Below are 12322 nucleotides of genomic sequence, written 5' to 3'. Positions count from 1 at the left end.
GATGTTGTCTCTACTCTTGGCGATGTCTTGCATATTGCTGACGATGTTGTCTCTACTCTTGGCGACGTCTTGCTTATTGCCGGCGATGTTGTCTCTACTCTTGGCGACGTCTTGCTTATTGCTGACGATGTTGTTCGGACCCTTGACGATGTGCGTTTGGTGCTTAGCTGGCCAAAAAAGACCGAAGGCAATTGGATTGCGCCTCCGGTCGGGATTCGTTTAGTGGCCAACACGTTCTTACGATGGAGCTACAACCTCCGCGATCCATAGCCTGTCGTTATTTTTCTTGTTTATCGGTCGTCCTTTATTCAAGAATTTCCAAAATCGGGTAAATTGCAGTTTTCTTTCTATTTCTGTCCAAAATGTGCTTTAAATAGAATTCACTTCGAAGTAGATTCGTTTTAGTTTAAGTCATGAACAGTCGAACCTGGAGCTGTGGTGAAAAACGAAATTTACCGATCTACATTTGTCAATTAATTATCGAATTTAACTTATGAAGAAATTTTCTATATCAGAAAAATTACCTTGCCTTTTTATCCTATTTGTTTTTTCTATTGGTGCATCACAACTACATGCGCAAAACTTTGGGAATCGTCCAAAAACTCCGAACGACGATTTAGTATCGTTTGAAATGAATGACGATGGCAGTGCAACCTTCCGTTTGTATGCTCCTGATGCCACTAAAGTGGAGTTGGGCGGTGATGTTCGGGCAGAAAAAATTGAGCGTGCCGACAATGGTGTTTGGATCTTGACAACTGCCGCTGACATCGATCCGAGTGCTTATCGTTACTACTTTCATGTAGATGGGATGAAGGTGAATGATCCGAAAAACCCGATGGTACCCGATTTTCGGCCTATGGTTGAAATTGTACCGGAAGACGAAACGCTTTTCTGGCAGAAAAAGGATGTTCCGCACGGGCTAATGTCAATTGTTTATTACGAATCGAATGCTACCAACTCAACCAGACGCCTGTTTGTGTGGACGCCCCCCGGATATTTTGGAGACACGAAGAAACTACCTGTTCTTTATCTCCTGCACGGTGGTGGCGATAACGATTCGAACTGGCCGGGGCAGGGAAAAGCCGGTTGGATTATGGATAACTTATTTGCCGAAGGAAAGATTGAGCCGATGATTGTTGTTATGCCCGATGGTAGTATTCCAACCCATACTTTTGCTGAAGATCTGGTGAAAAATATTGTACCTTATATCGAATCGAATTTCAGGGTTTATAACGATGCCGACCACCGGGCGCTGGCAGGTTTGTCGATGGGCGGCCTGGAAGTTTTGGAAACCATGATTTATTACCCCGATAAATTTAGTTACATCAACGTAATGAGCTCCGGATGGTGGACCAGCCAACCAGCGAATTACGAGAAATATGATGAACTGATTGAAAAGGCGGCTCCAGCACTAAATTCAACATTAAACTATTTTATTTTCACTTGTGGTGGAAGTGCGGATGGAGCCTCAAATAATACACCTCCAACACGGGCACTGTTTACAAAACATGGTGTAGAGTCCGACTTTTCATCGATGGAAGGCGGACATACGATGTATGTGTGGCGGCACGACTTACGCAGTTTCACTCAAAAGATTTTCAAATAACAAACGGTATTTTTTAAGATTATTCAAACCAATAATAAAAATGTAGTAGAATGAAAAAACGTGAATCAACAAAGAAAAGGTACAGCTTCGATTGTACTTTCATATTAGGAATTGTTTTACTTCTGGCATCGGCAACGGCTTTTGCTGCCGATCCTCCGGGAATTCCAGATGGTTGGTCCGATGGTTTTGTGTACGATAACGGAGTGCGTATTCATTATTATCATGCTGTTCCGGCACCTGCCAAACCCGTAATTGTGATGGTTCACGGCGTAACCGACAATGGCCTTTGCTGGACCGACCTTAGTTTAAAACTTCAAAATGAGTATGATATTTACATGCTTGATGCCCGCGCACATGGTTTGTCAGATCCGTTTACGCCTTCCGATAATGGCGAGACCTTAGTTAAAGATGTGGTTGGTTTTGTCGGGTTAATGAAATTCAATAAGCCGATTATTATGGGGCACTCCATGGGCGCGGCTACTGTAATGCGCGTTGGTGCCGAATATCCTGATTTGGCAAGTGCTGTAATTATGCTCGACCCTGGGCTTCCACGGAAAAATACCGGAGAACGTCCGGCTCGCCCACGACGCGACGGCCCACCTCCACAGCGTTCTCAGGCAAATCCCGATCCGCTTGCTTTTAGCATGATGGGAGACCCTGAAACTTTAGCCAAACAAAACAACTATAGCTTTAATGACCTGGTTGAGAAGGGGAACAGGGAAAATCCAAAATGGAGCGATACGGATGTGAAATACTGGGCCTTATCAAAAAAACAATACCACGGACCTTATTCCGATGCGGCATGGCAGGCCATGCACGGAACAATGAACACAGAAGGTGCATTGGCTAAGATTCCGGTAAAATCGCTAATTTTGAAAGCTGATACTTCTCCTGAAGGGCGTAAGTCCAACGAAGAGTCGGTTGCTGACTTAGAAAGAGTTAAACTTGTACATGTTGATGGTGCAGCACATAATTTGCATCACGACCAATTGGAGCGGACAGTAAAAGAGATCCATGAATTTCTTGCAACTGCACCGTAAAACAATCAAAAATTATGAACGGACGAGTAGAATTATTTCTAGCTTTAAGTTAATGATCGTAGTAAGTAGTGCGAATAATTTAGTGTCATGTTTCGAGTCTCTAACATTTTGTGATAGAAGCGAAACCGAAAATATCAAATAGGTCCGTGACCTTAACTTGCAAAATCAATAAACCAGATCAACAAAATAACGAATGAAAAAGATCCTGAAATTAACGACAGTTGTCATTCTCATCGCATTGTTAGGATGTGAAGGTAAAGACAAAAAAAACGCTTCCCCACAGCAGTTCAATCATCATGTAAACCTTAATGAAATAGGTATTAGTCAAAATGAAGTTAAAGAAATTGATTCCTTGCTTCAGTCATTTGTCGATCAAAAAAAACTCAATTGCGTAGCGGGTTTTGTAGCTAAAGGAGGCAAGGTCATTTACAATAAAGCTTTTGGGTGGAAGGATGTAGAAAACAAAATTCCGGCTACAGTTGATGATTATTATGTCCTTTTTTCGCAAACAAAAGCAATTACTACCGTTGCTTTTATGACCTTGGTTGAGAAAGGGTTGGTGAATGTTGAAGATCCCGTTTCTAAATATTTTCCGGAGATACCAGATCAGGTAGTTACAAAGGTTAATGAAGACGGAACGTATGAAACCCGCCCGGTTGCTTCTCCCATGACGTTCGCTCACCTGATGTCGCATTCGTCCGGATTAAATGCCGGATTGGTTGGCGAAATCAAAAGAGCAGAAAGGGAAAAAAGTGATGCTCCGGCTGGTTTTGGAGGTAGGATGCCAAAGGAAACTCCCGCCGGACAACATAGCGGGGGTGGTAACTACGATGCAAAGTACCTCGAAGAAGAGATGCTGGCATTGGCTAAGTATCCACTTGGTTTTGATCCGGGAACTGAATGGAGTTACCACATTAGTACAAATATGCTGGCGTATATGATCGAACGAATTTCTGGTCGGCCTTTAAGAGAATATGTGAAAGAAACGGTGTTGATTCCATTGGGAATGAACGATACCGATTGGTATTACGAACCTGAAAAACTAAGTCGTTTTGTAAAAGCATATAGTTATACTGATGGAAAACTGGAACCGGCAACAAATATGTACAGCGAAGGAACAATAAGCGAGCAACAAACCTATTGCGAAGGTGCAATTGGCTTAAACGGGCCGATTGAAGACTATGCCAAATTTTGTCAGATGCTACTGAATAAAGGAGGATTTAACGGCGCCCGAATTTTAAAACCCGAAACCATTGAGCTGATGACCACTATTAACCGCTTACCTGAAAATAACTCGGGAGGAAAAGGTTTTCAATTTGGTCTTGGTTTTGAATTGTACAACGAGCTGAAAAAACCGGTTCCTGCTGTTTCTAACACAGCATTTGCCTGGGGTGGAATGTTTGGTACCGAGTACATTATCGACCCAGAGAATGACATGGTGGCCTTGTTTTATATGAACATGGCACGCCGCGACAATCTGTATCCTCAATATCTAAACAAAGTTTACCAACTGATTAACGAATAAATATACGATAAGCTGTTATGAATAAACTATTTCTATTCTTACTATTTGTTGTTGCAGGAATAACTGGCAGTGCTCAGGATTTTGGCCGCAAAGAAAAAATAAACGATAACTGGTATTTTAATCTGGGTGACGTTCAATATGGAGGACGTGAGAAAATGGACTGCAGCAAATGGGCGACTGTTGATCTTCCTCACGACTGGACCGTAAAGCAAAATGCCAGCCCGGAACTGGCAAGTTGTACCGGTTATTTGCCGGGCGGAATTGCCTGGTATCGAAAAGATCTGGAAGTTCCAACAACGGAAAAAGGTAAAAAGGTTTACATCTATTTTGAAGGTGTTTACAACAACAGCGAAGTTTTTATTAATGGAAAGTGGGTGGGCAAACGGCCGAACGGTTATATTTCGTTTATGTACGATCTGACGCCCTACATTAAATGGGGTGAAAAAAATTCAATTGCTGTACGCGTAGACCACAGCGACGATGCAGACTCGCGCTGGTACACCGGTTCGGGTATTTATCGCGATGTGTATCTTGTTTATGCCAACCCCATCCATATTGATCGTTGGGGAGTCGCCTATCAGACTGAAATCGAGAATAATTCTGCAGCAATCACGGTAAATACAACCCTGAAAAATACGACCAAAGCAGCAACGCTTAAAGTGGTACACAAACTGTATGATGTCTCCGGAAAACAAGTGGCATCAACATCAACAAATGGTGAGGCTGCGGCAAAAGTATTAAGCGATTTCAGCCAGACTATGAAGCTTAAATCACCTGAATTATGGAGTATCGATTCACCTTATTTGTACACCTTAAAAACTTCGGTTTACAAAGGTTCTGAACTGGTTGATGAAAGTAGTATAAAAGCAGGCTTGCGTAAAATTGAGTTCGATCCGAATACCGGTTTTGCATTAAATGGAGTAAACACCAAATTAAAAGGTGTATGTGTTCATCACGATGCCGGTGTTTTAGGGGCAGCTGCTACAAAAGCTGTTTGGCGTACAAGGCTCGAAACCTTAAAAACGCTGGGGGTTAATGCCATCAGAACCAGTCATAATCCACAAGCGCCTTATTTATATGAGTTGTGTGACGAGCTGGGATTTGTAATGATGGATGAAGCTTTTGATGAATGGGAATATCCAAAAAATAAATGGATTGAAGGATGGAACAGGGGAGAGCCAGGCCATCAGGGAACTTCGCAATACTTCAGGGAGTGGAGCGGAAGAGATGTGAAAGACCAGATTATGCGCGACCGGAAACACCCCTCAGTAATTATGTGGAGTATTGGTAACGAAGTGGATTATCCGAATGATCCTTATACACATCCGGTTTTGGCCGATGAAGGGATTAGTCAACAATCGGTAAAAGCATATCTCGAAGATCATCCGAGTGCCGAGCGTCTTGGCGATATTGCAAAGGAATTAGTCGCAGTCGTAAAAGAGGCCGATGATTCGCGACCTGTTACTGCCGCTTTAGCCGGAGCTGTGATGTCAAACTACACTGATTATCCTTTTGTGCTTGATATTGTTGGTTATAACTACACGGAGTACAAGTATGATACCGATCATGAATTATACCCCGAAAGAGTGCTTTACGGCAGTGAAAACAGACATGACATGGGGGCTTGGAAGTCGGTGAAAGATAAAGAATTTATTTTGGGACAGTTTCTGTGGACGGGCATTGATTATTTAGGAGAAGCCCATGCCTGGCCATCACGCGGTTTCCAATCTGGCTTACTAGACCTGGCAGGAAACATAAAACCACGCGGTTATTTCCGTAAATCGTTGTGGACTAATGAACCAATGGCGTACATCGGCACAACTAAAAAAGTTGAAGACACGGGAAGACGATGGGGCAACCGCTTGTCGACTGATGCGCCACAAATTTGGAATTATGATGAAGACACGAAGGTTCAGGTGCTGTGTTACACGAACTGTGATGAAGCAGAATTGCAACTCAACGGGAAAGTAGTTGGCGAACGCAAACCGTATGATGATGAAACAGGCGTAATTGCCTGGGATGTCGATTATCAGCCTGGCGAGCTAAAAGTAGTAGCTTACAACGATGGAAAAGTAGCTGCAACAGATAAGATTATTACCAATACAAATGCCAGTGAAATTAGCGCAAAAGTAATTGAGCCGAGCGATAACGAACTGTTAAGGCAGGTGAAAATTGAAATGCTCGACACAAACGGTAATCATTCAATTTTAGCAGATAACGAAATAACTTGTGAGGTAAAGGGAGGTACCTTACTCGGAATGGAGAATGCATCTCAAAATGTTGCCGAGAACTATCAGGATAACAAACATCGCTGCATTAATGGTCGAATGTTGATTTATGTGAAGAAAGATGCAGATGCCACGCCGATGACCGTGAAATTATCATCGCCGCTTTTAAAATCAGTCGAGTTGAAAGTTGATTAAATAGGAAAATATTAGCAATCGTTTAACTAGTAAGGTGCATGTGGCTTGACTGAAACACCAGCATCTTCAGAATAAAATTATGATGGATTTCAATAAAAATTCTAAAAAATTGCTGCTTGTATGTTCATTTATATGCTCAGCATTATTTGTTGGCGCACAGCCAAACTGGAAACCGGATGACTCGAAGGGGTTTACTGCTCACGATCCGGTAATGATTAAACAGGATAGTACCTTCTATCTATTTGTTACCGGGGGAGGTATGGCCAAAAGCACAGATTTGGAAAGCTGGACAAGAATAAAACCTGTTCCCAGTAAATTGGAATGGGTTACCGACACGATTATTCCCGGCTATCGGGGAGGATACTGGGCTCCTGATATTCAGTTTTATAATGACGAATACTACTTGTATTATTCCCCATCGGCATTTGCCAAAAACACATCTGCAATTGGTGTTATGACCAATAAAACGCTTGATCAAAATGATCCTGAATACAGATGGGTTGATCATGGAATGATTGTTCAATCCATTCCGGGACGCGATTTTTGGAATGCCATTGATGCCAATGTCTATTTTGAAAGAAAATGGGGCGGTGAAACCACCGGTTGGTTGTCGTTCGGTTCATTTTGGGGTGGTATTAAACTCGTAAAACTTGCTCCCGATATGAAATCGTTAGCCGAGCCACAGGAGTGGTACACGGTGGCCAAACAGGAGCGTACTTTCGGAATGCCCGATACCGACCCGGGAGACGGTACCATCGAAGCACCTTTTATTTACCGCAGACACCAATACTATTATTTGTTTGTTTCGCTCGGTTATTGCTGCAGGGGGCTGGAAAGTACGTACGAAACAGTTGTCGGAAGATCACGGGATATTCGTGGGCCTTATTTTGATAAAAATGGAGTTCCAATGTATGCCGGGGGAGGTACTTATGTTGCCGGCCCCAACGACGATTATGCCGGAGTTGGACATTGTGCTGTTTATGACTTCGATGGTAAAACCTGGTTCGTTGCTCATGGCTACGATAAACAAGATCGTGGACGCTCAAAACTTGTTGTAAAGGAAATTACCTGGGATAGAGCTGAGTGGCCAACTGTGGTTTTTGTGACTGAGGCAGATGAGGAAGTGAGTCCGAATGAAGAAATCCAAACAGAAGAATAAGAATTAGCCAATTTGGGCAGGTAGCCACTGAAATTTAGGCTATCGATAAAAAAAACATAACATGATTAAAATTAGATTGCTGGGAGTATTTCTTGTCATGAGCATCGTCAGCTTCGGACAAGTCATAAAAACTAAAGTGGTTGACAGTGGAGGCAGCGGCCCATACAAAGCCATTGCAGCGACAGAAAAATCATTGCCCGATTTTGTTGTATACCGACCTGAAAACATAAAGGAAGCTGTAAAAGCAGAAGGTAAATTACCCATATTGGTATGGGCCAATGGTGGATGCATGAATTCATCTATTCACCATGAAAAATTACTAACCGAAGTGGCTTCACACGGCTACATCATAGTCGCCATTGGTACCTTACAAATGACCGTGGAAGAGCGGATACATGAGCATACACCTGATGATGAACTGCTGAAAGCATTGGATTGGATTTCGGAGCAAGCAAAAACAAAGGGGAGTGATTATTTCAAAAATGTCGATTTAACCAAAATTGCAGCAGGCGGACAATCGTGTGGAGGGGCGCAAGTCCTTCGGGTAGCGGATGATAGCCGGATCAAAACTTATATGATATTTAATGCAGGCATGGGAGATATGACCATGGCAGGAGCAAGCACAAAGTCATTGAAAAACCTGCACGGTGATATTATTTATATCATCGGAGGAGAGTCTGATATTGCGTATACAAATGCCATTCTCGACTATGAGCGGATTGATCACGTTCCTGTTGTTTTTGCCAATCATGAAATCGCCGGGCATGGGGGAACTTTTGCCGAAGAATTTGGAGGTTCTTTCGCAAAAATGGCACTGGACTGGCTTGACTGGCAGTTTAAAGGCAAAGATAATGCTTCCATATTTCTCGAAAACGACCTATTGAAATACCCGGGATGGACAATGAAAAACAAGAATTTTAAAAACTAAAACGACCTAAAATGAAGTCAGGAATCCTTTTCTTATTAATCGCGTCTTTTTTTATAGCTGTAGCGACTTCTTGTTCAGAACAAGATCCAACCATCGTAGAAACTACAGATGGAATCGTTCAAGGAACTATAAACAACAATTTAAGAGTATTCAAAGGTATCCCATTTGCAGCACCACCTGTTGGTGATCTGCGATGGAAAGCACCGCAACCTGTTGAAAAGTGGGATGGGGTAAAGGAGGCTACAGAATTTGCTTCTTCGCCCTACCAACCGGGCAATCCACCAGCAGGCAAAAGTGAAGATTGCCTTTACCTGAATGTATGGACACCCGCCAAAACCGCCGACGAAAAACTACCGGTTATGGTGTGGATTTATGGTGGAGGATTTAGTTTCGGTACAACGGCCGATCCTGTTTGTAATGGAACTTCCCTTACAAAAAAAGGAGTTGTTGTGGTGGCTATACCTTACCGGGTTGGCCAAATTGGTTTCTTAGCCCATCCGGAATTAAGTGCGGAAAATCCCAATGATGTATCGGGTAACTATGGTTTACTTGATCAGATTGCCGGATTAAAATGGGTACAGGAAAATATCACTGCTTTTGGTGGAGATCCCGATCAAGTGACCATTTTTGGTGAATCGGCCGGCGGAATATCCGTAAGTATGTTGTGTGCATCACCTTTGGCCGAAGGATTGTTCCATGGTGCCATTTCGCAAAGCGGAGGTTCGTTTGGACCAACGCGTCCAACAACCTATCCCGGCGAAAATATGAAGAATCTGCAACAGGCGGAGGTAAACGGAGAAAAGTTTTTACGGGATGCTGGGGTTTCATCCATAGCCGAATTACGCAAGCTTAACGTTGAGAAATTACCAATGGGCATGGGAATGGGAGGTGCCTGGCCAATAATTGATGGTTATGTAATACCCGATGTTCAACATGTACTTTACGAAAACGGAAAGTACAACGACGTACCGGTATTGATCGGGTATAACTCGGATGAAGGAGCTAGTTTTTCACGCGAAAAGAAACCTGAAGAATACATTGCCAATGTTGAAAAACGATATGGAAAATTCGCTGATACATTAATAGCGGCATATCCGGTCGGAGAAAATAAGGTGCCTAAAACAGCACGTGATTTAATGCGTGATGCCGCTTTTGGCTGGCAGACCTGGATTTGGGCGCGTCTGCAATCGCAAACCGGAAATTCAAAAGTTTACTACTATTATTTTGATCAACATCCCGACTATCCCGAAGATTCGCCCAGGTATGGTTTTGGATCGCCGCATGGACAAGATGTAGCCTATGCCTTTATGACACTGGATTCACTTGGCAGGAATGACATCAGCGAAACAGATCGGCAGCTTTCGGAAATAATGGGAACCTACTGGACCAACTTTGCCAAATATGGAAACCCAAATGGGGAAGGGGTACCGGAATGGCCTGCATTTAACGATGCAAGTCCTGAGGTCATGTATTTAACGGACAATCCCCATACTGGACCTGTGCCAGACGAAAAATCAATGAAGGTGTTGGATGCTTATTTCAAATGGAGAATGACGCTGGAGGGGAATGTCTGGGCAAAATAAAATCGTGGTTAAAAATTAACAGAAATCTTTTTTATACTGAATTCTGTTAGTTTTTGATGTCGGTTAATATGATTCCTCCATTAGGTTGGATTAAAATATTGAATTTGCCTGATTTTTCGATTTTAGTCTCTTTTTTGAATGAGGCTAAGCTGCTGTCATCACCATAATAAGTAACTGTTTTTCCGGCAAGCATTGGCAATGCAAGGTTTAAGGATAGCAGTTCTTCATTCGCATTAATTCCAACTATATACCACTGATCTTCATGTCGGCGTGCCAACACCACATATTTTCCCGGATAACCATCAATAAATACCGTTTCGTCCCATGTGGTCTTCACATCTTTCATAAAATCAATTGCAAATTCTGGTGCGTCTGTCAGGTTATTGGGCGCCAGAGCAAACATTTGAACCGGATTTTGAAATAAGACAGAAGTTGCTAGTTGAAAAATATCGGAGGTACGGCGAATAGTCCCACCATCATTTGTTCTGTTGTGACGTTTATTAAGCAGAACCGGACCAAATTCCATACATCCTACTGCATTACGAATGAATGGGTGCAAACAGGCATTAAAGGCCTCCATATCGTTGGCATGTTGGGTGAAAATCAGATTCTCTGAAGCAAGTACTGCCTCACTTCCCACATAATTTGGGTACATGCGTTCCCATCCGCGAGGCAAGGTGCAACCATGAAAAATAATCATCAAACCATATTCGTTAGCATCGGAAAGAATTGCTTCGTAAAGTTGCATGGTCTCTTGTTTGTCGCCACCAAAAAAGTCTATTTTCAAGCCTTTTACTCCCATTTCCTGTAGCCATTTCATCTCTTTTTTTCGGGCAATAGCATTATCTATCTTATGTTTGGGGCCTTGTGGTGCGTTGTTCCAGAAACCGTTGGAATTGTACCATAAAAAAACATCCACATTTTTAGAATGGGCGTAATCAATCAGTTCTTCCATTTTTTCGTAGCCCACATTCTTATCCCACAAGGCATCCATTAAAATGTATTCGTACTCCATTTCAGCAGCAAAGTCGATGTAAGTCACTTGGTCATCATAGTTCATACTCCAATCCTGCCACATAATCCAACTCCATGTAGAACGGCCAAATACATATTCTTGGGAGGATTCATAAAGCGGATCAACCAGATCATAAGAGATGGTTGTTTCAACAATTGGTTTTAAATGATTGGCTACTGTAATGGTTCGCCAGGGCGTTGACCCGGGCAAGGCAATTGCCGGACTTGAACTTCCAAATCCGTTATTTTCGCCCGGCTCTGGATAAGCAATAGAATAGATACCATCGGCGGTTCCTTCGCTCAGTCGGGAACCACAATATTTTCCATTAACACCGGTCTCTGAAACCAGTACCCAACCATCTTCACCAACATGAAAGAGGGAAGGAAAAGTATATCCTAAGCCATATTTTGAAGGTGATCCAACGGGCTCATCCGGCATATATTCTTCTTCATAACTTGGTTTTGTACCTTTCCATCCGATGCCGGGAGTAGCTTGAGGAGATAAAAATGTGGTTGTCTTTTCGGGGAAATTAAATCCGGTAACTTCCTTTTCAATGATGCAATTGGCTGTTTCTCCGAATTGTGGTAGGTTGTACCGGAAACCGATATTGTTATTACTTACTCTAAATACAATTTCGATTGGTTTGTCTTCTTTGTTGGTAAGCGTTACTGCCAATTCGTTCGCATTGTACACCACCGATAATTGTTTAATCTTTTTCTGGGTGTAGGTTTTAGCGAGCGTATCGCGGCTTATCGTTGCTATTTTCAGACCTTCGCTAAAATCTCCGGCACTCGTTATCATTCCAAGAGGAGATTCTTCCAACATCACCGCATTATTAGATTTTACTGAATAATAAGGTGTGCCATCTTTTAAAGTGAAGGTCAGACTAACATTCCCATCGGGACTGTTAACAAGATGCTGCTGGGCTGAGATAGTCGTTGAGAGTGCGGCCAGAATTAAAATAGCAAGATACTTTTTCATGATATTGGTATGTTTTCCTTTTTTGAATCTTAAAAAAGTTTATTAATGGTTTTTTTAAGACA

General features: G+C 42.5%; 9 protein-coding genes. 8 read left to right on the top strand and 1 reads right to left on the bottom strand.

The genetic code is table 11. The features are described 5' to 3' along the window. The 8 genes from ACTB00_RS13745 to ACTB00_RS13710 form a co-directional block, all read left to right on the top strand. Window positions 1–270 (top strand): hypothetical protein (locus tag ACTB00_RS13745; RefSeq protein ID WP_463300496.1); only part of this gene is annotated, 270 nt, incomplete at its 5' end. A gap of 223 nt (window positions 271–493) precedes the next feature. Further along, window positions 494–1606 (top strand): alpha/beta hydrolase-fold protein, encoded by a 1113-nt coding sequence (locus tag ACTB00_RS13740; RefSeq protein ID WP_463300495.1) that lies wholly within the window; start codon window positions 494–496, stop codon window positions 1604–1606. Between the two features lie 50 nt (window positions 1607–1656). Next, window positions 1657–2646 (top strand): alpha/beta fold hydrolase, encoded by a 990-nt coding sequence (locus ACTB00_RS13735; RefSeq protein WP_463300494.1) that lies wholly within the window; start codon window positions 1657–1659, stop codon window positions 2644–2646. Between the two features lie 193 nt (window positions 2647–2839). Further along, window positions 2840–4171, top strand: a complete 1332-nt coding sequence (locus tag ACTB00_RS13730) for a serine hydrolase domain-containing protein (RefSeq protein ID WP_463300493.1) — start codon at window positions 2840–2842, stop codon at window positions 4169–4171. A gap of 17 nt (window positions 4172–4188) precedes the next feature. Then, entirely contained in the window at window positions 4189–6594 is a 2406-nt protein-coding gene (locus ACTB00_RS13725) for a sugar-binding domain-containing protein (protein ID WP_463300492.1), read from the top strand. 79 nt (window positions 6595–6673) lie between these two features. Further along, window positions 6674–7753 (top strand): family 43 glycosylhydrolase, encoded by a 1080-nt coding sequence (locus tag ACTB00_RS13720; protein WP_463300491.1) that lies wholly within the window; start codon window positions 6674–6676, stop codon window positions 7751–7753. 61 nt (window positions 7754–7814) lie between these two features. After that, window positions 7815–8681, top strand: a complete 867-nt coding sequence (locus ACTB00_RS13715; protein WP_463300490.1) for an alpha/beta hydrolase — start codon at window positions 7815–7817, stop codon at window positions 8679–8681. An 11-nt stretch (window positions 8682–8692) separates the two neighbouring features. Then, on the top strand, window positions 8693–10264 hold the full coding sequence (locus ACTB00_RS13710; protein WP_463300489.1) for a carboxylesterase/lipase family protein: 1572 nt from the start codon (window positions 8693–8695) through the stop codon (window positions 10262–10264). Between the two features lie 46 nt (window positions 10265–10310). Here ACTB00_RS13710 and ACTB00_RS13705 read toward each other — a convergent pair whose 3' ends face one another. Beyond that, window positions 10311–12260 (bottom strand): glycoside hydrolase family 97 protein, encoded by a 1950-nt coding sequence (locus ACTB00_RS13705; RefSeq protein ID WP_463300488.1) that lies wholly within the window; start codon window positions 12258–12260, stop codon window positions 10311–10313. Window positions 12261–12322: the final 62 nt, after the last annotated feature.

This window comes from Sunxiuqinia sp., assembly GCF_055140945.1.
This window is presented reverse-complemented; position numbering and strand designations above follow the sequence as displayed.

Excerpts from the sequence above, each read along its gene's own strand:
- ACTB00_RS13740 (WP_463300495.1), top strand. The coding sequence starts at position 494 with ATGAAGAAATTTTCTATATCAGAAAAATTACCTTGCCTTTTTATCCTA.
- ACTB00_RS13735 (WP_463300494.1), top strand. The coding sequence starts at position 1,657 with ATGAAAAAACGTGAATCAACAAAGAAAAGGTACAGCTTCGATTGTACT.
- ACTB00_RS13730 (WP_463300493.1), top strand. The coding sequence starts at position 2,840 with ATGAAAAAGATCCTGAAATTAACGACAGTTGTCATTCTCATCGCATTG.
- ACTB00_RS13725 (WP_463300492.1), top strand. The coding sequence starts at position 4,189 with ATGAATAAACTATTTCTATTCTTACTATTTGTTGTTGCAGGAATAACT.
- ACTB00_RS13720 (WP_463300491.1), top strand. The coding sequence starts at position 6,674 with ATGATGGATTTCAATAAAAATTCTAAAAAATTGCTGCTTGTATGTTCA.
- ACTB00_RS13715 (WP_463300490.1), top strand. The coding sequence starts at position 7,815 with ATGATTAAAATTAGATTGCTGGGAGTATTTCTTGTCATGAGCATCGTC.
- ACTB00_RS13710 (WP_463300489.1), top strand. The coding sequence starts at position 8,693 with ATGAAGTCAGGAATCCTTTTCTTATTAATCGCGTCTTTTTTTATAGCT.
- ACTB00_RS13705 (WP_463300488.1), bottom strand. The coding sequence starts at position 12,260 with ATGAAAAAGTATCTTGCTATTTTAATTCTGGCCGCACTCTCAACGACT.